The 21,744-nt window shown below is 69.0% G+C and carries 18 protein-coding genes; 7 read left to right on the forward strand and 11 right to left on the reverse strand.

Features of this window, described 5'->3' with window-relative positions:
* Nucleotides 1–117 precede the first annotated feature (117 nt).
* The 8 genes from ftsZ to catB form a co-directional block, all read right to left on the reverse strand.
* On the reverse strand, nucleotides 118–1,713 hold the full coding sequence (gene ftsZ, locus ACWGL1_RS00255) for a cell division protein FtsZ (RefSeq protein ID WP_343831015.1): 1,596 nt from the start codon (nucleotides 1,711–1,713) through the stop codon (nucleotides 118–120).
* A 241-nt stretch (nucleotides 1,714–1,954) separates the two neighbouring features.
* Nucleotides 1,955–3,280 (reverse strand): cell division protein FtsA, encoded by a 1,326-nt coding sequence (gene ftsA / locus ACWGL1_RS00260; protein WP_291778244.1) that lies wholly within the window; start codon nucleotides 3,278–3,280, stop codon nucleotides 1,955–1,957.
* A 27-nt stretch (nucleotides 3,281–3,307) separates the two neighbouring features.
* Nucleotides 3,308–4,147, reverse strand: coding sequence for a cell division protein FtsQ/DivIB (locus ACWGL1_RS00265; protein WP_452110833.1), 840 nt, complete (start codon nucleotides 4,145–4,147; stop codon nucleotides 3,308–3,310).
* A complete protein-coding gene (locus ACWGL1_RS00270; protein WP_291778237.1) occupies nucleotides 4,135–5,073 on the reverse strand; it encodes a D-alanine--D-alanine ligase in 939 nt (312 codons plus the stop codon). Before ACWGL1_RS00270 ends, ACWGL1_RS00265 begins: the two co-directional genes overlap by 13 nt.
* Nucleotides 5,074–5,190: 117 nt before the next feature.
* Complete coding sequence (gene murB, locus ACWGL1_RS00275) at nucleotides 5,191–6,102, reverse strand: UDP-N-acetylmuramate dehydrogenase (protein WP_452110834.1); 912 nt, start codon at nucleotides 6,100–6,102, stop codon at nucleotides 5,191–5,193.
* Nucleotides 6,099–6,521, reverse strand: coding sequence for a GFA family protein (locus ACWGL1_RS00280; RefSeq protein ID WP_452110835.1), 423 nt, complete (start codon nucleotides 6,519–6,521; stop codon nucleotides 6,099–6,101). The genes murB and ACWGL1_RS00280 overlap by 4 nt, the downstream gene beginning before the upstream one ends.
* Nucleotides 6,518–7,963: a UDP-N-acetylmuramate--L-alanine ligase gene (murC, locus tag ACWGL1_RS00285; RefSeq protein WP_452110836.1), complete on the reverse strand. Its 1,446-nt coding sequence runs from the start codon at nucleotides 7,961–7,963 to the stop codon at nucleotides 6,518–6,520. The genes ACWGL1_RS00280 and murC overlap by 4 nt, the downstream gene beginning before the upstream one ends.
* A 61-nt stretch (nucleotides 7,964–8,024) precedes the next feature.
* On the reverse strand, nucleotides 8,025–8,654 hold the full coding sequence (gene catB, locus ACWGL1_RS00290) for a type B chloramphenicol O-acetyltransferase (protein ID WP_452110837.1): 630 nt from the start codon (nucleotides 8,652–8,654) through the stop codon (nucleotides 8,025–8,027).
* A gap of 304 nt (nucleotides 8,655–8,958) precedes the next feature.
* On the opposite strand from catB, the gene ACWGL1_RS00295 reads away from it, so the two are divergent.
* The 3 genes from ACWGL1_RS00295 to ACWGL1_RS00305 all read left to right on the forward strand — a co-directional run bounded on the left by ACWGL1_RS00295 (nucleotide 8,959) and on the right by ACWGL1_RS00305 (nucleotide 13,527).
* A complete protein-coding gene (locus tag ACWGL1_RS00295) occupies nucleotides 8,959–10,038 on the forward strand; it encodes a DNA methyltransferase (RefSeq protein WP_452110838.1) in 1,080 nt (359 codons plus the stop codon).
* Nucleotides 10,039–10,169: 131 nt separating this feature from the next.
* On the forward strand, nucleotides 10,170–11,261 hold the full coding sequence (locus tag ACWGL1_RS00300; RefSeq protein WP_452110839.1) for a glycosyltransferase family 4 protein: 1,092 nt from the start codon (nucleotides 10,170–10,172) through the stop codon (nucleotides 11,259–11,261).
* Between the two features lie 118 nt (nucleotides 11,262–11,379).
* A complete protein-coding gene (locus tag ACWGL1_RS00305) occupies nucleotides 11,380–13,527 on the forward strand; it encodes an amylo-alpha-1,6-glucosidase (protein WP_452110840.1) in 2,148 nt (715 codons plus the stop codon).
* On the opposite strand, the gene mutY is transcribed toward ACWGL1_RS00305, so the two are convergent.
* The gene (mutY, locus tag ACWGL1_RS00310) at nucleotides 13,524–14,546 is read right to left on the reverse strand and encodes an A/G-specific adenine glycosylase (protein ID WP_452110841.1); all 1,023 of its coding nucleotides are present in this window, start codon (nucleotides 14,544–14,546) and stop codon (nucleotides 13,524–13,526) included. The genes ACWGL1_RS00305 and mutY overlap by 4 nt on opposite strands.
* Nucleotides 14,547–14,568: 22 nt before the next feature.
* Between mutY and ACWGL1_RS00315 the strand changes: the two genes are divergently transcribed.
* The 4 genes from ACWGL1_RS00315 (at nucleotide 14,569) to smc (ending at nucleotide 19,979) form a co-directional block, all read left to right on the forward strand.
* Nucleotides 14,569–15,132 (forward strand): DUF721 domain-containing protein, encoded by a 564-nt coding sequence (locus ACWGL1_RS00315; RefSeq protein WP_452111121.1) that lies wholly within the window; start codon nucleotides 14,569–14,571, stop codon nucleotides 15,130–15,132.
* Between the two features lie 99 nt (nucleotides 15,133–15,231).
* The gene (locus ACWGL1_RS00320; RefSeq protein WP_291778209.1) at nucleotides 15,232–15,867 is read left to right on the forward strand and encodes a thioredoxin domain-containing protein; all 636 of its coding nucleotides are present in this window, start codon (nucleotides 15,232–15,234) and stop codon (nucleotides 15,865–15,867) included.
* A 4-nt stretch (nucleotides 15,868–15,871) separates the two neighbouring features.
* Nucleotides 15,872–16,528 carry a DsbA family protein gene (locus tag ACWGL1_RS00325; RefSeq protein ID WP_346487241.1) on the forward strand — a complete coding sequence of 219 codons (657 nt, stop codon included), beginning with the start codon at nucleotides 15,872–15,874 and terminating at the stop codon, nucleotides 16,526–16,528.
* 10 nt (nucleotides 16,529–16,538) lie between these two features.
* On the forward strand, nucleotides 16,539–19,979 hold the full coding sequence (gene smc / locus ACWGL1_RS00330) for a chromosome segregation protein SMC (protein ID WP_452110842.1): 3,441 nt from the start codon (nucleotides 16,539–16,541) through the stop codon (nucleotides 19,977–19,979).
* A 224-nt stretch (nucleotides 19,980–20,203) separates the two neighbouring features.
* Here smc and ACWGL1_RS00335 read toward each other — a convergent pair whose 3' ends face one another.
* The gene (locus ACWGL1_RS00335; protein WP_452110843.1) at nucleotides 20,204–21,064 is read right to left on the reverse strand and encodes a WecB/TagA/CpsF family glycosyltransferase; all 861 of its coding nucleotides are present in this window, start codon (nucleotides 21,062–21,064) and stop codon (nucleotides 20,204–20,206) included.
* 159 nt (nucleotides 21,065–21,223) lie between these two features.
* Entirely contained in the window at nucleotides 21,224–21,646 is a 423-nt protein-coding gene (locus ACWGL1_RS00340) for a MucR family transcriptional regulator (protein ID WP_291778428.1), read from the reverse strand.
* Between the last annotated feature and the right edge of the window lie 98 nt (nucleotides 21,647–21,744).

A 21,744-nucleotide genomic window follows, 5' to 3' on the forward strand; every position in this document is an offset into this window, starting at 1 on the left:
GAAAGTCGAGTTTCGGATTGTTTCGGTTCGGCGACAGCTCGACGCCTTGCGCCCACACGCAAAAACGCCCCGGAGGTCGGCTCCGGGGCGTTTCAGTATCAGGGCTTTCTGGGCCGATCAGTTCGCGAGACGGCGGAGAAAGGAAGGGATCTCCAGGTCGTCATCCTCGGACTGGCCCACCTGCGGATCCTGCTGCTGAGGCTGCATCGACTGCGTCTGGCGCAACTGTTGGGTCGTGCGGTTCGACGACGGCGGGGGCGCATAGGACTGTTGTTGTTGAGGCTGCTGACGCTTGCGGCCGAACAGGCTCCAGCCGCTGCGACGATGATCGCGCTCGTCGTAGAAGGGCTCCTCGGCGGGCTCTTCATGACGGGCGGCCGGGCGCTGGGCCGGTTGTTGCGGCGCAGGCTGCTGACGCTGCGGGGCGCGGTCGAAATAGAGGTCGCCCTGCTCCGAAGACGCCGCAGGCTGGGCGCGGCCGGCGCCCTGCTCATATTCCTCGACCCACGGATCGACGATCGGCTCCAGGTTGCGCGGCGCGTCGTGGATGACCGGTTCGGGCTTGGCCTCGATCTTCGGCTCGGGCGCGCGTGCGGCCGGGGCTTCATAGGTCGGAGTCGGCGCCGGCTGCGACGCGGCTTCACGCACCGGGTCGATGCGGACTTCCGGCTGACGCGGCGCAGCGGCCGACAGACCGCCCGGGCGACCGCCGAAGGCCTGGCCCTGCGGCTCGATCTGCTGGATGACGGCTTCATCCATGCCGGTGGCGACGACCGAGACGCGGATCTTGCCGTCCAGCGCCGGGTCGAAGGCGGCGCCGAAGATGATGTTGGCGTCGCCGTCCACTTCGCCGGCGATGGCGTTGGCGGCCTCGTCGACCTCCAGCAGGGTCATGTCCATGCCGCCGGTGATGTTCACCAGCACGGCCTTGGCCCCCTTCAGGCTGGTCTCGTCCAGCAGCGGATTGGCGATGGCGTTCTGGGCCGCCAGCAGGGCGCGGTCGTCGCCCGTCGCCTCGCCCGTGCCCATCATGGCCTTGCCCATCTCGCTCATCACGGCGCGGACGTCGGCGAAGTCGAGGTTGATCAGGCCCGGCAGGATCATCAGGTCGGTGATCGAACGCACGCCCGAGTGCAGCACCTGGTCGGCCATGCCGAAGGCGTCGGAGAAGGTGGTGCGTTCGTTGGCGACGCGGAACAGGTTCTGGTTCGGGATGACGATCAGGGTGTCGACGTAGCGCTGCAGCTCGGCCACGCCGGCGTCGGCTAGGCGCATCCGGTGGCGGCCTTCGAAGGTGAAGGGCTTGGTCACCACGCCGACAGTCAGGATGCCGCGATCACGCGCGCATTTGGCGATGACCGGGGCCGCGCCGGTGCCGGTGCCGCCGCCCATGCCGCAGGTGATGAAGACCATGTGCGCGCCTTCCAGGTGCGCGTGGATCTCGTCCGCGCTCTCCTCGGCGGCGTTCATGCCGACTTCGGGGTGGGCGCCCGCGCCCAGCCCTTGGGTGATCGTCTCGCCCAGCTGGATGCGACGGTCGGTCTTGGCGAAGCTCAGATGCTGGGCGTCGGTGTTGGCGACGACGAACTCCACGCCCTCAAGGCCGGAGTCGATCATGTTGTTGACGGCGTTGCCGCCCGCTCCGCCTACGCCGAAGACGACGATGCGGGGCTTCAATTCCGTGGCTTCCGGCCTGACCAGCGAGAGAGACATTATAAAATTCCGACCTAAGGACCCTGCCCTTCGTCCCCGATGCGAACTCCCCGCCGAATCGCATTGGTTATGAGCGCGTTAAGGAAAACCCTGTCTGCGTTAACGAAGAGTTACCATGATTAACGTGAGTCGGCGAAGGCGGCAGGCCCTACAGCAAGCTAGGCCGCAGTTTTTTATAGATTACCGCCGTCTTTCGCTGCGCGTTCCGTCCCACGTCGCCTGCGTCCGCTCTATAGGGGACCTATAGATTATCCCGCAACCATCCGGCCGCACGGGCCACCATGCCGCCGCGATGCACCTTGGGCGCGTCGGCGGCGGTGATCTGGCGGGACATCAGCTTGCGGGCGGAGACGGCCTCGCGTGGGCCGTAAGCGGCGCGTAGCAGGACGCCGGCGGCCGAGCAGAAGGCCGGGCCGGCGGCGGCGTCGGCCAGGTGGGGCGCGCGTTGCGGGCGACCCAGACGGACCGGGCGGTCGAAGACGCGCACGGCCAGTTCGCGCACGCCGTTCAGTTGGCTGGCGCCGCCGGTCAGGACGAGGCCCGCGCCGGGTTCGAGGCCCATGCCGGCGTGTTTCAGGCGGTCGCGCAGCAGCTCCAGCGTCTCTTCGACGCGCGGAGCGATGACGGTCTTGAGCATGGCGCGCGGGACGATGACCGGACCGGCCGAGGCGTCCTCGCCGCGCGGCGGAGCTTCCAGCATTTCGCGGTCTTCATTGGCCGAAGCCATGGCCGAGCCGTGCAGAGTCTTAAGCCGTTCGGCGCCGACACGCGAGGTCGACAGGCCGCGGGCGATGTCAGCGGTCACATGGTCACCGCCGACGTTCAGGCTTTCGATATGCAGCAGTGAGCGCCCGCCCCAGACCGCCGCCGAGGTCGAGCCGCCGCCCATGTCGATGCACAGGGCGCCCAGCTCCATCTCGTCCTCTTCCAGCGCGGCGAGGGAGGAAACGACCGGCGCGGCGGCCACGCCCTGCAGGTCCAGGTGGGCCAGTTCGAGGCAGTGGCTGAGGGCGTTGAACGAGCCCTCGGACATGGAGACGACCAGCAGGTCCAGCCCCAGCGAGCCGCCGCGCATCGAGCGCGGGTCATGGACGCCGCGCGCCCCGTCCACCGACCAGGCGATGGGCAGGACATGGATCGGACGACGGTTGGGCAGGCGGATCTGCGCCAGGGCCATGCCGATTGCGCGGGCCAGATCCGCGTCGCTAATCGGGTGTGAGCCGAGCGAGACGCGCGCCTGCACCCGGTGGCTGGCCATCTGGCCGATGGCCGTGGTGACGACGACGCCGGAGACAGGAGCGCCCGCCGCGCGCTCGGCGCGTTCGACGGCGTGGCCGATGGCTTGCGCCGTCTCGTCCATGTTGACGATGGCCCCGCCCTTGACGCCGCGCGACTGGACGTGGCCGGCCCCGGCGACGCGGATGGTGCGGTCGGCGTGGCGCACGCCGTCCGGCTTCATGATGAAGCAGGCGACCTTGGCTTGGCCGAGATCGAGCGCGGCCACGACCGGCGCGCGCGGCGCGCCCCTGCCCTGTTCCGGCTTCATGTCTCGGCTGCGTCCAACCATGGGGTCGTGTCCTAAGGGGTCAGAGGGTCAAACAGCGCCTTCGGAAGGGCGAACGGCCACTTCTTCCGGCGTGCGAAGGTCGATGCGGGCGAAGCCCAGGTCCAGCAGGCGTTCGCGCTGGTCCAGGGCGTCGAGGCGGATGAGGGCGGATTCCTGATCCACGGCGGGCAGCTGGATCAGGGCGCCGTCCTTGAGGCGCAAGTCCCAGCGGCGTTCGTCCACGCGGACCAGGGCGTCGACCTTGGCCATCAGGCGCGGGCGCTGGGCCAGCAGGGGCAGGACGTCGGAGGCGGCCTGATCCGCGCCCTTTCCCACCACCAGCGGCAGTCGGGGATAGCGGCCCGCGTCGGCGCCGGGAATGACGATCCCTTGCGCGTCGATGACGTGCGCCTTGCCGCCCACCTGCCAGACGGCGAGGCGGTCGTGTTCCTTGATGTCGACGATCAGGGTGTCGGGCAACAGGCGCACCACGCGCGCCTCCTTGACCCAGCCGACCGACTGCACCCGCTCGCGCACGGCGGCCAGATCGAGGCTGACGATAGGCTGATCGGCGTGGACGCCGATGGCGGCGCGCACGGCGGCGGCGGCCTCGGGCGAGGCGCCGGCGACATGGATCTGGCGCACCTTCAGACCCATGCCGGTCGTCACGGCGTCAAAGCGTTCGGAGACGGCCGTCGAGATGCGCTCGGCTCTCGCGCCCGTGGCCAGGACGGCCGCCAGTATGCCGACGCCCACCACCAGGGTCGCCGCCACAACGCGCGGCGACATGTCCAGACGGCCGATCTCGGCCGCGCGGCCGGACGAAGCGCCGCGCGCGCCGCCCTTGGCCGAAGACTGTCGCCGACCGCCGCGCACTACCGCGGGCATGAGGCGTCCTCCACCATCCAACGAACCAGTTCGCGATAATCCATACCGACAAAGGCCGCCTGCTCGGGAACGAGCGAGGTCGGGGTCATGCCGGGCTGGGTGTTCACCTCCAACAGAACGAGAACGTCGTTAACATCGTCATAACGGAAGTCAGCGCGAGACACGCCTCGGCACCCCATGGCCGCGTGGGCCAGCTCGGCCTGACGTAAAGCCTTGTCAAAAACGTGCGGCGGCAACTCGGCGGGCAGGACGTGGCGCGAGCCGCCGGGCGCGTATTTGGCCTCGTAGTCGTAGAAGCCCTTGGTCGGGGTGATGTCGGTGATGGTCAGGGCGCGCGGGCCGGACGCCTCGCCCACGACGGCGACCGCCAGCTCCTTGCCGGGGATGAAGGGTTCGACCATGACCTGGTCGCCATAGGCCCAGTCTTCGGCGCCGACCTCGGCGACGGGACGGTTGGCGCCCTCGCGCACCAGGAAGACGCCGACGGAAGAGCCCTCGGCGTTCGGCTTGACCACATAGGGCGGGTCGATGACGTGGCGGCTGGCGACCTCGTGCCGGTCGAACAGGCCGCCGCCCGGCACGATGACGCCCGCCGCGTGCAGAACGGCCTTGGACTTGTCCTTGTCCATCGCCAGGGCCGAGGCCAGGACGCCGGAATGGGTATAGGGCAGTTTGAGCGTCTCGAGGATGCCCTGGACGCAGCCGTCCTCGCCCCATTTGCCGTGCAGGGCGTTGAAGACGACGTCCGGCTTCAACGCCGTCAGCACCTGGGCGAGATCGCGCCCGGCGTCGACGCGCGTGACCTTGGCCGCCTGCCCTTCCAGGGCGTCCGCGCAGCCGCGTCCAGAGGACAGCGAGACCTCGCGTTCCGAAGACAGGCCGCCCATCAGGACAGCGACATGGAGGGTGTTCAGGGGCGCACGCATGACCACATCCGAAGACTAGCCCGCCCCTATGCCCTGAATACGGTTAACCGGTTGGAAACGATACGGGGTCGTGGAAGGAAATTCGTCACCTTTCGCCCCTCTCCCAATGGGAGAGGGTTATTTCCGCCCGATCCGGCGGATTTCCCAGTTCAACTGTACGCCTGTCTTTTCCAGCACGTCGGCGCGGACGGCTTCGCCCAGACCCTCGATGTCGGCCGCCGTGGCCTCGCCGGGGTTGATCATGAAGTTGGAGTGCAGTTCGCTGAACTTGGCCCCCCCGCCGGTCACGGCGTGCAGCTTGCCGCGCCAGCCCGCCTCATCGACCAACTTCCACGAGGAATGGCCGTCCGGGTTCTTGAAGGTCGAGCCGCCGGTCTTCTCGCGGATCGGCTGAGTCTTCTCGCGGCGTTCAGTGATTTCCTGAATACGGGCGGCGACGGCCTCGGGCGCGTCGGGCGTCCCGCGCCAGGTCGCCTCGATCCAGATGATGTCGGCCGGGGCGTTGGAATGGCGATAGGTATAGCCGAAATCGGCCAGGGTCAGCTCGACCCGCTCGCCCTTGCGGTTCAGGCCCCAGGCCGAGACCAGCACGTCCTTGGTCTCCGAACCGTAGCAGCCCGCGTTCATCGTCAGGGCGCCGCCGATCGAGCCGGGGATGCCCGCATAGAACTCCAGCCCGGCGATGCCCGCCTTGGCCGAGGCGCGCGCCACCATGCTGTCCAGCGCGCCTGCGCCCGCAGTGACTGTGACGCCGTCGGTCGTCACCTGCCCCCAGGCGCGGCCGGCCAGACGGATCACCACCCCCTCGACCCCGCCGTCGCGCACGATCAGGTTCGAGCCGACGCCGATCACGGTGACGGGTACGTCCTGGGGCAGGGCCTTCAGAAAGTCGGCCAGATCGTCGGCGTCCGCCGGAATGAACAGGGCGTCCGCCGCCCCGCCCACGCGGAACCAGGTGTAGGGGCCCAGCGGCTCGTTCAGCAGCAGCTTGCCGCGCACGGCGGGGAGATTATCGCGCCAGTCAGTCATTCGTGGTCCTGCCCCGGAAAGGCCTCGCCTGTCCGCCGCTGCGGCAGGCCGTCGTTGAGGGTCAGCCATGCGAGCTTCGACTGGACGCCGCAGTGTCCGGTCGCCGGCACGCGATCGGGGGCGTCGAGGCTGCCCAAGGATACACCGATCGTGTCGCCGTCTGAGGCGTCATAGGTCAGGGAGGCCCCGCAGGTCTGGCAAAACCCACGCTGCACGCTGGGCGAAGACGCATAGGTCGCGGGCGATTGCGTCAGCCAGCGGAAGGCCTCGCGCTTCACATCGGCAAAGGCGCCGAACACGGCGCCGACCGCCTTCTGGCAATCCCGACAATGGCAAAGCTCCGCACGCTCGGGCGCCGCCGACAGGACGTAGCGGGCCTGGCCGCAATGGCATCCTCCGGTGAGAGCGAACTCGCTCAACCCAGCGCCTCCAGCTGCGCCGGCAGGGCGTAGGCCCAGCTGGTGATATCGCCCGCGCCCAGCAGGACGACCAGATCGCCCGGCTTCGCCTCTTCGCGGATGACGCGCGGCAGGGCGGCGGCGTTCTCCAGCGCGGCGACGTGACGGTGGCCGTAGCGGCGGACCCCCTCGACCAGGGCGTGCTTGTCGACGCCTTCGATCGGCTGTTCGCCCGCCGGATAGACATCGGCGACCAGCACGCTGTCCGCGTCCGAGAAACAGGTCGAGAAGTCCTGCATCAGATCGCGCAGGCGGGTGTAGCGATGCGGCTGGACCACGGCGATGACGCGGCCGGGATTGTCGGCGTTGTGGACGACCTGACGCGCGGCCTTCAGCACGGCGGCGATCTCGACCGGGTGGTGGCCATAGTCGTCGATGACGCGCACGCCGTGGGCCACGCCCGTGGTGGTGAAGCGGCGCTTGACCCCGCCGAACCCGGCCAGACCGGCGCGGATGGCGTCCTCGTCCACCCCGATCTCGCGCGCCACGGCGATGGCGGCCAGGGCGTTGGAGACGTTGTGCCAGCCCGCCATCGGCAGATGCAGGTTCTCGATGCGCGCGGGCTCGCCCAGGGCGGCCATGCCCTGCCCCTGGATCACCACGTCGAAGCGTGATCCGTCCGGGTCCATGCGCACATTGTCGGCGCGGACCATGGCCTGCGGATTGAGGCCATAGGTGACCAGACGACGGTTATCGATCTGGGCCGCCAGCTTCTGCACCTCGGGGTGATCCAGACAGACCACGCCGAAGCCGTAGAAGGGAATGTCCTTGATGAAGTCGCAGAAGGCCTTCTTCACCGCATCGAAGTCGCCGTAGTGGTCCAGATGCTCCGGGTCGATGTTGGTGATGATCGCAACCGTGCATTTCAGGCGCAGGAAGGAGCCGTCGCTCTCGTCGGCCTCGACCACCATCCAGTCGCCGCCGCCGACCTTGGCGTTGGTGCCATAGGCGTTGATGATGCCGCCGTTGACCACCGTCGGATCCAGCGACCCGGCGTCCAGCAGGGCCGCGACCATCGAGGTCGTCGTCGTCTTGCCGTGGGTGCCGCCGACGCCGATCGAGAACTGCAGCCGCATCAGCTCGGCCAGCATTTCAGCCCGGCGCACCAGAGGGATGCGGCGTTCGCGGGCCACCATCAGCTCAGGGTTGGTCGGCTGAACCGCCGTAGAATAGACCACCGCCGACACGCCCTCGGTCACATGGGCGGCGTCGTGGCCGATGTAGATGCGGGCCCCCAGCTTCTCCAGCCGTTCGGTGTTGGCGCTGGTCTTGGCGTCCGAGCCCTGCACCTGATAGCCGATCTTCAGCATGATCTCGGCGATGCCGCTCATGCCGATGCCGCCGATGCCGACGAAGTGGACAGGCCCAAGGGCGAACGGAACGGGGCGAAGACGACGGATCATCTTCGCCCCATAGCTCAAACAGGATGCGATTTGCACCATGCCTTCGCCGGGATGAGCGGGTTTATAGGGCCCACTCGCGCCAGAAGGCGTGCAGGGCCGCGATATCGCCGCTGCACAGCAGGGGCATGGCCTGGCCCAGACGTTCGTCGTCCCAGTCCCACCACTTCATCTCCATCAGCATGGCGATGCTGTCGTCGTCGAACCGCTTGCGGATGACCCTGGCCGGATTGCCGCCGACGATGGCGTAGGGCTCGACATCGCGCGTCACCAGCGCCCGCGTGCCGATCACGGCGCCGTCGCCGATCTTCATGCCCGGCATGATGATGGCCTCGCTGCCGATCCAGACGTCGTTGCCGATGACTGTGTCGCCCGCCTTCTCGAAGGCGTCGACCGCCCCAGCGAAATGCGGGACCTCGGGCATGTAGAAGAAGGGGAAGGAGCTGGCCCAATCGTTCCGGTGCCCCTGATTGCCGGCCATGATGAAGGCCGCTCCGCTGCCGATCGAGCAGAAGTCGCCGATGATCAGCCGGTCTACGCCCGGCTCGGTCATCAGATAGCGGGCGCAGTCGTCAAAGCCGTGGCCGTGATACCAGCCGGAATAATAGCTGTAGCGCCCGACGATGATGTTGGGATTGGTCGCCAGATCGGACAGCAGTCGGCCCTTGAACGGGCTTTCGAAAACCTGAGTCATGGAAATCTCTATGTGCGCGGCCGCACCCGGTCAGCGCCGGGCAGCCGTTGAATTTTACTGAAGCTATGAAGCGCGCAGCCGTCATGCGCCGGGCGAAACCGGGTCGCACAGGATGCGCCGCTCGGGGGCGTCAGGCCCGCACGGACGCTATCAGAAGGGTCTGACCGCCATTTCCATGCTGTGATCATGGCGCCCGCACCGCCCGGGCGCAATCAGCACAATCGCCGCCGCGTGAATCTTGGTTACTCCGCCTTAACCGTAAGGATTCACCATAAGCGCCTCATCTGTCCGGGGCCGCTTATCCATGTCCGAGTTGAAGACCGACGTCATCCTGCGTGGCGACTGCATCGAGGTGCTGAAGGGCCTGCCGGACAAGTCGGTGGACATGGTCTTCGCCGACCCGCCCTATAATCTGCAGTTGGGCGGCGACCTGCTGCGTCCGGACAACTCCAAGGTCGACGCGGTCGACGACGACTGGGACAAGTTCGACAGCTTCGCCGCCTATGACGCCTTCACCCGCGCCTGGCTGGGCGAGTGCCGTCGCGTGCTGAAGGACGAGGGCAGCCTGTGGGTCATCGGCAGCTATCACAACATCTTCCGCCTGGGCGCGGCGATGCAGGACCTGGGCTTCTGGGTGCTGAACGACATCATCTGGCGCAAGTCGAACCCGATGCCGAACTTCAAGGGCACGCGCTTCACCAACGCCCATGAGACGCTGATCTGGGCCGCCAAGTCGCGCGAGCAGAAGCGCTACACCTTCAACTACGACGCGCTGAAGGCCTTCAACGAAGACACCCAGATGCGCTCGGACTGGACCCTGGCCCTGTGCACCGGCAATGAGCGGCTGAAGGACGAGGACGGCGCCAAGGCCCACCCGACCCAGAAGCCCGAGGCCCTGCTGCACCGCGTGCTGCTGTCGGCCAGCCGCGTCGGCGACGTGGTGCTGGACCCCTTCTTCGGCACCGGCACCACGGGCGCTGCGGCCAGGCGTCTGGGCCGCCACTTCATCGGCATCGAGCGCGACGAGACCTACGCCAAGCTGGCTGAAAAGCGCATCAAGGCCGTCATCCCCGCCGCGCCGGAAGACCTGGTCGTCACCGGCTCCAAGAAGGCCGAGCCCAAGGTGCCGTTCGGCGCCCTGGTCGAGGCCGGGCTGCTGGCGCCGGGCGACAAGCTGTACTGCCCCAAGGGCGAGCGCGAGGCGCGGGTGCGGGCTGACGGCTCGCTGGTGTCCGGCGCCCTGACCGGCTCGATCCACAAGCTGGGCGCCCTGCTGGAAAACGCCCCGGCGTGCAACGGCTGGACCTACTGGCGCTTCAAGACGGATACGGGCCTGCGCCCCATCGACGCCCTGCGCGCCGAGATCCGGGCCGGGATGCAGTAAAGGGCGAATTCCGTTCGCTCCTAACTCACAGGCGGGATTGAAGAATATCGTTCCAGCAACGCTGGAACCCAGGCGAACCTGGGCGGATTGAGGTTGCAGCGCCGCGTATCGACGCGACGCAGGAGCCCGCCATGAAAATCGCCCAAGTCACGCCCTTGTATGAGGCCGTGCCGCCCCGTCTTTACGGCGGCACGGAGCGCGTGGTCGCCCATCTGACCGACGCCCTTGTCGATCTCGGCCACGACGTCACCCTGTTCGCCAGCGCCGATGCGCGCACCCGCGCCCGCCTGATCCCGGTTCGCGATCAGGCCATGCGCCTGGACCCCGCCCCGTTGAAGTCGGATCTGGCGGCGCATATGAGCCAGCTGGCCGAGGTGCTGGACCGCGCCGACCGTTTCGACGTCATCCATTTCCACACCGACATGGTCCATTTCCCCTTCTTCGAGGGCTGGGCGGACAAGACGGTGACGACCCTGCACGGGCGGCTCGACCTGAAGGATCTTGCGCCCGTCTATGACCGCTGGTCGGAGTTCGGCCTGGTGTCGATCTCGGACGACCAACGCCGCCCCCTGCCCCACGCCAACTGGCGCGCGACCGTGCACCACGGCATGCCGGGCGACCTCTATCGCTTCTCGCCCCGGCCGCAGGGCTATCTGGCCTTCCTGGGCCGCATCTCGCCGGAGAAGCGCCCGGACCGCGCCATCGAGATCGCAACCCGGCTGAACAAGCCGCTGAAGATCGCAGCCAAGGTCGACGCCGCCGACCGCGTCTATTGGGAGACGGTGATCGAGCCGCTGGTGCAGGGCAATCCCCTGGTCGAGTTCGTCGGCGAGATCGGCGATGCGGAAAAGTCCGTCTTCCTGGGCGGCGCCGAGGCCCTGCTGTTCCCCATCGACTGGCCCGAGCCGTTCGGCCTGGTGATGATCGAGGCCATGGCTTGCGGCACGCCCGTCGTGGCCTTCGCCTGCGGCTCGACGCCCGAGATCATCGAGGACGGCGCCACCGGCTTCCTGGTCTCGACCATGGAGGAGGCGGTCGCCGCGGCCGCCCGAGCGCATCGGCTGGACCGGGAGGCGATCCGCGCGCGGTTCGACCTGCGCTTCTCCGCCACGGCCATGGCGCGGCGGTATCTGGACGTCTACGCCGATCTTCTGGCGCAGCGGCCGTTCGCGGCGCCGATGCGGAGCATCGAGGAAGAACGCAGCTTCGCCGCCCTGGCCTGACCTCTCCGCCTGATCAGCCGAGCCTGACGACGAACGCCGTTTTCATCTGAACTGAACCGCCTCCCCGGCCGTTCGCTTGTGACTTCATCAGGGGGACGAACCGCAAGCGGAGACGCTTATGGACGACGCCTATTCTGTCCAGGCCACGGCCGCCGACACCAATGATCAGGACGGTCTCGAGACCCTGATGGCGCTGAAGGACGGCGACGCCTTCCTCGTCGCCGATCACTGGGGGGACGTGAAGGCGGGCGCAGACGGCCTGTTCGAGCGGGACACGCGGCTGCTGTCCCGCTTCGTCCTGACGGTCGGGCGCGCGCGGCCGTCACGGCTCAGTTCGGGCGTGACCAAGGACAACGTCTTCTTCACCTGTCATTCCACCAACCGGCCCCTGCCGCCGATGGGCGGGCGCTCGGCCCCGGCGGGAGTGCTGCACCTGGAGCGACGACGCTTCCTTTGGAACCGGCGCCTGTTCGAGCGGGTGCGGATGGTCAACCACGGCGTCGAAGACATCCTGCTGCCGCTGACGTTCGAGTTCGACGCCGACTTCGCCGACATCTTCCAGGTGCGCGGCACGGTGCGGTCCCAACACGGTGAAATCCATCCGCCGGTGATCGACGGACGGCGCGTGACCTTCAGCTACACCGGCCTGGACGGCGTGGGACGGACCAGTTGTCTGGCCTTCTCGGAGCCGCCCGCCCGCCTCAGCGCCAATCGGGCCGAGTTCATGTTCAGCCTGCCGCGCGGGCGCAGCCTGGACCTGTTCATCGAATGCGGCCTGGACGCCTGCGAACAGCCGGACGAGACGCGCTGGCGCTGGCACGCCATCCTGGCGCGGCTGGCCATGCGGCGACGGCTGCGAAGGGGCGCCATCGTCGAGGGCGGACGCAACCAGGGCTTCAACGACTGGCTACGACAGTCGCGGGCCGACATCGCCCTTCTGGTCACCGACCTGCCGACGGGCCCCTATCCCTATGCAGGGACGCCGTGGTTCTCGACCCCGTTCGGGCGCGACGGCATCATCACCGCCTGGCAGATGCTGTGGATCGACCCCGGCCTGGCCAAGGGGGTGCTGACCTATCTGGCCTCGCGTCAGGCGACCGAGACCAACGCCTTCATGGACTCGGCCCCCGGCAAGATCATGCACGAGACGCGCGGCGGCGAGATGAGCGTGCTGGGCGAGGTGCCGTTCGGCCTCTACTACGGGGGCGTCGACACCACCTGCCTGTTCATCGCCCTGGCCGGCGCCTACGCCAAGCGCACCAACGACTATGAGACGGTGCGCGCCCTGTGGCCCCATCTGATCGCGGCGGCGGGCTGGATGAGCGACTATGGCGACAGCAACGGCGACGGCCTGATCGACTACGCGCGCGCGGCGGACACCGGCCTGTCGAACCAGGGCTGGAAGGATTCCGAGGACTCCATCTTCCACGCCGACGGCCGCTTTCCCAAGGGGCCGATCGCCCTGCTGGAGGTCCAGGGCTACGCCTTCGCCGCCTGGAAGGCGCTGGCCGAGATGGGCGCCGTACTTGGCGACGGTCGCGCTCTCGAATGGGCGAACCGGGCCGAGGCGCTGCGCGCCCTGGTCGAGGACCGCTACTGGATGGAGGACGAGGGCTTCTACGCCATCGCCCTGGACGGCGACGGAGAGCAATGCCGCGCCATCGCCTCCAACGCCGGGCATCTGCTGTTCACCGGCCTGCCTTCGCAAGAGCGGGCGCGACGGGTGACGCGACGGATGCTGACGGCCGAGTTCCGTTCGGGCTGGGGCCTGCGAACCCTGGCCAAGGGACAGGCTCGCTTCAACCCGATGAGCTATCACAACGGCTCGGTCTGGCCGCACGACACGGCCCTGGCGGCGGCGGGCATGGCCCGCTACGGCGAGCGGCGGGCGGTGGCCATGCTGCTGGGCGAGATCTACGGCTCGGCCGCCCATTTCCAGATGCGCCTGCCCGAACTGTTCTGCGGCTTCGTGCGCGAGACGGGCGAGCCGCCCATCGCCTATCCGGTCGCCTGCCTGCCCCAGGCCTGGGCCGCCAGCTCGGTCTTCCTGATGATGCAGTCGGTGCTGGGCCTGAGCATCGACGCCGCCGAAGGCCTGGTCGAGGTCGACAATCCCGCCCTGCCCGCCGGGCTGGACCGGCTGTCGATCACGCGGCTGAAGGTCGGCGAGGGGGTGATCGACCTGCACTTCCAGCGCCTGAGCGGCCATGTGGTGGTGATGCCGCGCGGGCGCAGCGGGACGGTGAATCTGAGGGCGACGGGCTAGGCGGCGCCCAGAGCCCGCTCCAGCGCCTTTCTGAACACGGTCGGCAAGGCGTTGGCCGCCTCGTCCGCCGGGGTCCATGAGAAGTCGCCCTCGCCCGTCGCCACATGCACCTCCAGCGTCAGGCTGAAGTGGGTGAAGACGTGCTCCACCGCCCCGGCCGCGCGCCAGTCGCCCCCGATGGGCGGGGCGAAATCCGGCATCGCCCCCCAGTCCGACGTCGGCAGGCCCGCCATCCCCCCCAGCAGACCCTTGTCCGGCCGCCGCACCAGGGCGACGCGCCCTGCGCCGTCCGTCAGCACATAGGCGTGGCCGCGCCGATGCGGCCGTTCGGCCTTCTTCGCCTTCAGGGGATAGCGTTCAGGCGTCCCCGTCTTCAGCGCCTCGCAGCCGAAGGTCAGCGGACACCGCTCGCATAGCGGCGACTTGGGCCGACAGACCCCCGAGCCCAGGTCCATCAAGGCCTGCGCCCAGTCGCCCGGCCTGTGCGCATCGACGAACAGGCCGGCCAGCCGCCGCAGTTCGGGCCGGGCGGCGGGCAGCGGGGTCTCGACCGTGAACAGGCGGCTCATCACCCGCTCGACATTGCCGTCGACGACGTTGGCGGGCTGGTCGAAGGCGATGGCGGCCACGGCCGCGGCGGTATAGGCGCCCACTCCCGGCAAGGCCAGCAGTTCGACCTCGGTCTGCGGGAAGGCCCCGCCGTGCTCGGCCGCCACCGCGCGGGCGCAGGCCAGCAGGTTGCGCGCCCTGGCATAGTAGCCGAGCCCCGCCCATGCGGCCATCAGCTCGGCGTCCTCCGCCGCCGCCAGATCATTCACCGTCGGCCAGCGCGTGGTGAACCGTTCGAAATAGGGCGTCGCGTGCGGCACCGTGGTCTGCTGCAGCATCACCTCTGACAGCCAGACGCGATAGGGGTCGGTCTTCGCCCTGGCCCCCGGCGGCGCGCGCCACGGCAGGCCGCGGGCATGGGCGTCATACCAATCGAGCAGGGCGGTGCGGAGGGAGGGGACGTCGACCATGAGTTCAGGCTATATAGAACGAATGCGCCGCATCCTGCCTACCGAAGCTGAAGCGCGCCAGATTCTGGCGCAGAGGCGTACGCGCCCGGCCCTGCGCCCGCCTCCGCCAGCGGGCCGGTCGCTGGCGCCGTTGATCAAGAAGCTGGACGCCCAGTTCGGACGCGGCGCCTCGGCGCTGGAGCCGCGCTGGGTCGAGATCGTGGGCGAACGGCTGGCGCGCGTCACCCGCCCGCAGAAGCTGACCAAGGGACGCGGCAACGCCGGCGGGACGCTGGAGCTGCGCGTCGCGGGCCCCGCCGCCCTGCTGGTCCAGCATCAGTCGGCGGACATCATCCAGCGCGTGAACCTGTTTCTCGGAGCGGGCTCGGTCGAGAAGCTGCGCATCGCCCAGGGGCCGGTGAAACCCCTGCCCGCCTCGGGCGCCAAGCCCCGCCCGCGCGGCCGCGCGGCCCTGCCGCCCCTGCCCGCCGCCACGGAAGCGGCGCTGAACGCCTCGGTCGAGGCGGCGCCTGAGGGACTGAAGGCGGCCCTTGGCAAGCTGGGCCGCGCCGTGCTGTCGCAGCCGCCGCGCGACGAGGGGCGTTGACAAACCTTCGCCATCGGCGTTCTCGACATTCAGACGATTTCGCCTGCGCGCGCGAATCGCGCGACGTTTCTGAATCTCATTTCTGACAAGGACCATCCGATGGCCCCGACCTTCAAATACGCCGCCATGAGCCGCCGTGCGGCGCTGTCCGCCGCGGCCCTGGCCTCCATGGCCGTGCTGGCGGGTTGTTCGGGCGGAGCTTCCGGCGGCGCCGCCGAGGGCGACATGGCGCTGGGCGCCGATGAAGGCGCCAAGGTCACCGTCGTTGAATACGCCTCGGTCACCTGCGGCCACTGCGCCGTATGGAACGAGGAAGTCTGGCCTGAATTCAAGACGAAGTACGTCGACAACAAGAAGGTCCGTTACGTCTTCCGCGAGTTCCCGACGCCGCCGCAGGACATCGCCGTCGCCGGCTTCCTGATCGCCCGCTGCGCCGGACCGGACAAGTATTTCGACGTCGTCGAGGACATCATGGCCAGCCAGAAGGAATGGATGGCGGGCGTCCAGCCGCGCACCACCCTGTTCCGCGCCGGTCAGGCGGCGGGCCTCAGCGAGCAGCAGATCAACGACTGCATCCGCGACAAGGGCGCCATCGAGGCGATGGAGAAGCGCATCCAGGCCGGCATCAGCGCCGGCGTGACCGGCACCCCCTACTTCCTCGTCAACGGCGTTAAGGTGGCGGACAGCTCGCTGTCGGGCCTGTCCGAGGTCATCGACGCCGAACTGGCGAAGTAAGCCGATGCTGCGGCCGCGCCTGACTCTCAACGCCCTGTTGGGCGCAGCCGCCCTGGCGACCGCCGCCGTCGCCAGCCCTTCGGCCGCGCTCGATCCGGCCGTAACGCGCGCCTCCACGACGGCGGCTGTCCCCGCGGTCACGGCCGCCGACCGCGTGCTGGGTCGGGCCGACGCCCCGGTGACGGTGATCGAATACGCCTCCTTCACCTGCAACCACTGCGCCGCCTGGACCAATGAGACCCTGCCGCAGTTCAAGGCGCGCTACATCGACACCGGCAAGGTGCGGCTGGTGTTCCGCGACATGCCCACGGCGCCGGCCCAGATCGCGGCGACGGCGGCGGGCATAGCGCGCTGCGCCGCGCCGAACCGCTTCTTCGATGTCGCCCACAGCCTGATGAGCGGTCAGGCCGCCGCCTTCGAAAAGGGCGACGCCCGCGACTGGTTCGCCGCAGCCGTCGCCGCCAGCGGCCGCAGCCAGGAACAGATCGAAGCCTGCATGAAGGACCCCGCGACCAGCCAGGCCCTTCAGGCCGAGGTCGAGGGCGCCGTGGCGGCCGGGGTGACCGGCACGCCCTCCTTCTTCGTCAACGGCAAGCGGGTCAGCGACCATTCGCTGGAGGCCCTATCGGCGGCCATCGACCCGCTGATCCGGACCCGCTGATCGGGACGCGATGCAGTTCCAGCGCCTCCGGCTCGTCGGCTTCAAATCCTTCGTCGACCCGGCCGAGGTGCAGATCGAGGCCGGGCTGACCGGCATCGTCGGGCCCAACGGCTGCGGCAAGTCGAACGTGCTGGAAAGCCTGCGCTGGGTCATGGGCGCCAACTCGGCCAAGGCCATGCGCGGCCAGGGCATGGAGGACGTGATCTTCGCCGGCGCCGCGGGCCGTCCGCCGCGCAACCACGCCGAAGTCCAGCTGACCATCGACAACGCCCAGAAGCGCGCGCCCCAGCCCTTTACCGATGCGCCCATGCTGGAGGTGTCGCGCCGGATCGAGCGCGGCCGCGGCTCGACCTATCGCATCAACGGCAAGGAGGTGCGGGCGCGCGACGTGCAACTGCTGTTCGCCGACGCCTCCACCGGCGCCAACAGCCCGGCGCTGGTGCGTCAGGGCCAGATCTCGGAGCTGATCGCCGCCAAGCCCCAGAACCGCCGCCGCATCCTTGAAGAAGCCGGGGGCGTGGCGGGCCTGCACACCCGTCGTCATGAGGCGGAGTTGCGGCTCAAGGCGGCCGAGACCAACCTCGACCGACTGGACGACATCGGCAAGGAGCTGGAGTCGACGCTGAACCGGCTGAAACGCGAGGCGCGTCAGGCGGAGAAATACAAGAAGATATCGGCCGAGATCCGCGCGCTTCAGGCCGCGTTGCTCTACGTCCGCTGGACGGATGCGAAAACGGCGGCCGAGACGGCGGCGGCCGAACTGCGCGAGGCCGACCGGCTGGTGGCCGAGACCACCACAGCGGCGGCGGCGGCCCAGACGGCGGCCCTGAACGCTCAGGAAGGGCTGAAGCCCGCGCGTGAAGAAGACGCGGTCGCCACCGCCCTGCTGAACCGCGCCATCATCGAGCGCGACCGGCTGGACATGGCCGAACAGGCCGCGCGCGCCGAGGTCGACCGTCTGAAGGCCGAGGTCGCCCGCATCGAGGCCGACCGCGTGCGCGAAGACGGCATGGCCGCCGACGCCGGGCGCGAGCTGGAACGGCTGGATCGCGAACTGGACAAGCTGAAGGCCGAGATCGCCGCCGCCCCCGAGCGTGGCCCCGAACTGGAACGCGCTCTGCTGGAGGCTGAGGACGCGCGCAAGGCCGCCGACGCCGAGGTCGAACGGCTGGCCGGGACGCTGGCCGCCGTCGAGGCCCGCGCCAACGCCGAAAGCGCCCGCAAGCGCGACGCCGAGGCCCGGCTCGCGCGGGTGAAGGGCCAGCACGAACAGGCCCGCCGCGAACGCGAGGCGCTCGGCCCGCTGGAGACGCCCGAGATCGAGACGGCGCGCACGGCGCTGGAAACCGCTCAGACCGAACTGACCGCCGCGCGCGAAGCCGTCGAAGCCGCCGAGGCCAAACGCAGCGACATCGCCCGCGCCGAGCAGGAGGCGCGCACCGCCGCCCGCGCCGCCGAGGACCGGCTCGGTCGGCTGCAGACCGAGGCGCGCGGGCTGGCGCAACTATTGGTCACCGGCAAGCGCGAACACCCTCCGGCGCTGGACCGGGTGTCGGCCGCCAAGGGCTATGAGGCCGCGCTGGCGGCGGCGTTGGGCGATGACCTGGACGCCGCGCTGGACGCCCGCGCCCCGGCGCACTGGGCGGGCGCGGACGCCGCCCCGCCCGATTGGCCGCAAGGCGTCGAGCCCCTGTCGGCCCATGTGACGGCGCCGGATCAACTGGCCGCGCGCCTAGCCTTCTGCGGCGTGGCCCCGCGCGAGCAGATCGCCGAACTGGCCCGCGCCCTGCCGCGCGGCGCGCGCCTGACCACGCTCGAGGGCGACCTCTATCGCTGGGACGGCTTCGTCAGCTGCGCCGAGGCGCCCCGCCCCGCCGCCGTGCGTCTGGCCCAGCGCACCCGCCTGTCGGAACTGGAAGCCGAGATCGACCTCGGCAAGCCCGCGCTGGAGACGGCGCAAGGGGCGCTGAAGGCCGCAGGCGAAGCCTTCCGCGCCGCCGAGGAAGCGGTGAAGGCCGCGCGGCTGCGCCCCTTCACGCTGGACAAGCAGGTCGTCTCCGCCCGCGATCGGCTGGAATCCCTGATGCGCGATCAGGCCCGCAAGGAGGCCCGCGCCCAGTCGCTGGACGAGGCCGTCGCCCGGCTGGACGGCGAGGTGCAGGAGGCCGAGGCCGCCTTCGCCGAGGCCAGTTCGGTCGAGTCGTCCTCCGATGTGGTGGTCGGCCTGCGACAGGAGCTGACCGAGGCGCGCGGCGGGGCCGAGCGCGCCCGACTGGCGGCGCAGGCCGCCCGCTCCACCCGCGACGAAGAGGCCCGCGACCGCGCCATGCGTGAACAGCGGCTGGGCAGTCTGACCCGCGCCCGCGAGGGCTGGGCTGCGCGATCCGGCGACAGCGCCGCCCGCCTCAAGACGCTGGAGCGCGATGCGGAGAAGGCGCAAGTCGCCCTGACCAAGGCCGAAGCCGCGCCCGCCGGTTTCGCCGAGCAGCGCAACGCCCTGATGGACTCCCTGGCCGAGGCCGAAAAGCGCAAGCAGGCGGCGACCGATGCCGTCGCCGTGGCCGAGGCGGGCGCTCAGGAAGCCGACCGCGCCGCCCGCGCCTCTGAAACCGCCGCCTCTCAGGCCCGCGAAAGCCGGGCAGGTCTGTCCGCCCGCGCCGAGGCGGCAGCGGAAAAGCTGACCGAAAGCGCCGCCAACATCCGCGAGACGGCGCAGATGTCGCCCGAGGAGCTGGGCAAGAAGCTGACCGACGACGCCATCGCCCGCCCACCCGACGCGGCGGGGGCCGAAAGCCTGCTCTACGGGCTTGAGCGCGAGCGCGAGGCGCTGGGCGCCGTCAACCTGCGCGCCGAGGAAGAGGCGGCCGAATACGGCGACCGGCTCAGCGCCATGAAGACCGAGCGCATCGACCTGACGCAGGCGATCGCCAAGTTGCGCGACGGCATCGACGAACTGAACGCCGAAGGGCGCGAGCGGCTGATCGCCGCCTTCGACGTCATCAACACCAACTTCAAGACCCTGTTCGAGGCCCTGTTCGGCGGCGGTCAGGCCGAGCTGAAACTGGTCGAGAGCGACGATCCGCTGGAGGCGGGGCTGGAGATCTACGCCTGTCCGCCCGGCAAGCGGCTGTCGGTGATGAGCCTGATGAGCGGAGGCGAGCAGGCCCTGACGGCGGCGGCGCTGATCTTCGGCGTCTTCCTGGCCAATCCGGCGCCGGTCTGCGTGCTGGACGAGGTGGACGCGCCGCTGGACGACGCCAACGTCGACCGCTTCTGCCGGATGCTGCACGAGATGCGCTCGCGCACCGACACCCGCTTCATCGTCATCACCCACAACCCGGTGACCATGAGCCGGATGGACCGCCTGTACGGCGTCACCATGCCCGAGCGCGGCATGAGCCAACTGGTCAGCGTCGACCTGCAACAGGCCGAAGAGATCGTCACGGCGTGATCCGAGGCGCGGGGTCGACGTGGACGGAAAAAACAGAGTCCAATTCGTCTGAATCGTCTGAAATCGGCGCGGTCGTCTCCTTGTCAGCCGGCGCCGCGCTCGGCGCGCTCAGGAGTATGCGGGCTGGCTAGCGGACGGCCGGTCGATCCGGTCCAGCCAAGAAAAGGCCTCGAGAATACAACGCCTCAATCAGCGTCATTGCGATGGCTGACAAGGGGCGCGGTTCAGCGCTTCCTGCGCCGCATGGCCGCGCGCACGTCGCCCAGCGCCGGTCCGATCAGGAACCAGGGCTCGATGCAGTAGCGCGCAAACAGCCGCTTCGGATCGGCGAACAGGCGGAACAGCCATTCGACGCCCACCCGTCCCATCCAGCGCGGCGCGGCCTTCTGAACCCCGGCCTCATAGTCGAAGGCGGCGCCCACCGGCAGGATCGGAACCGCCGGCAGAGACGCCAGATTGTCCGCGATCCACAGCTCCTGACGCGGCATCCCCATGCCGACGAACAGCACGTGCGGGGCGAAATCCCTGACCGCCGCCAGAACCGCCGTATTGCCCAAGGACCCGGGCGTGGCGTCGAAATAGCCGCTGAGGCCCTTCACCATCGCGCCCGGATAGCGGGCCGCCAGCCGCCGCGCCGCCTCTTCGGCCACGCCATCAGCGCCGCCGACATAGAGGACGCGCCAGCCGTTGCGGTCGGCCAAGCTCCAGAAATGATCGCGCCAGTCCAGATAGGTGCAGCGGTGCTGCGGCCGCGCGGGATGGCCCAGCAGACGCGCGAAATGGATCAGCGGCGTCGAGTCCAGTTCGATCAGATCGGCCGCCTCGTACAGACGCCGCATCCCCGGCGTGCGCCGGATCAGGTAGAGGCTGTGCAGATTGTGGTTGGCGACGATGCTCTGCACGCCCGCGTCCACGCTGCGCTCCAGATGCAGCAGCACCTCTTCGGGCCGAACCAGATCGATCGGCTCGCCCAGCAGGGTGATCCGCTCGTCGGGACGGCGCGTCTGGCGAAACGGCGCGCGAATGCGTCGCCGCCGATCGGGCGGAGGGCCGGAAGGATCGAAACCGGAAGGCGCGTGGTACATGCCGTCTGTCTAGCGCGGCCGTTTCAACGGCAGGTGTGCGGACAGGGTTAACCGCCGCCGCGCCTCAGGTCACCCCTGTCCCAGGCTGTGCGTCTGACAGCAAAACGCCCGCCCTTCGATCGAAGAGCGGGCGTTGCATCTCTCGGATGCGTAAGCGGATTACTTACGCGTGGCGCGGGCCGGCTTACGGCCGCCCTGGCCCAGACCCATCTGCTTGGCCAGTTCCGAACGCGCCTTGGCGTAGTTCGGGGCGACCATGGGATAGTCTTTCGGCAGACCCCACTTGGCGCGGTATTCTTCGGGGCTCATGTTGTATTTGGTGCGCAGGTGACGCTTCAGCGACTTGAACTTGCGACCATCCTCCAGGCAGATCAGGAAGTCCGGCGTGATCGACTTGCGAACCGGCACCGCCGGTTCCTGGGGCTCGGGCTCGGGCTCGACCGGAGCGACCGAAACGCCCGAAAGAGCCGCGTGGACCTGTGCGATCAGACCCGGCACGGCGTCAGCCGAAACGGAATTGTTGCTGACATAGGCCGACACGATGTCAGCGGTCATCTCGAGCAGTTCGGGTTTTTCTTCCATCTGCATCAGCCTCTTGCATGCCCCATTTTCAATCGACTGATCTGAATCGACCTGCCGTCGAGCGGTTTCATACTTATGTTTTGTATTGAAAGCAATGC

The organism is Brevundimonas sp. NPDC055812 (assembly GCF_053616535.1).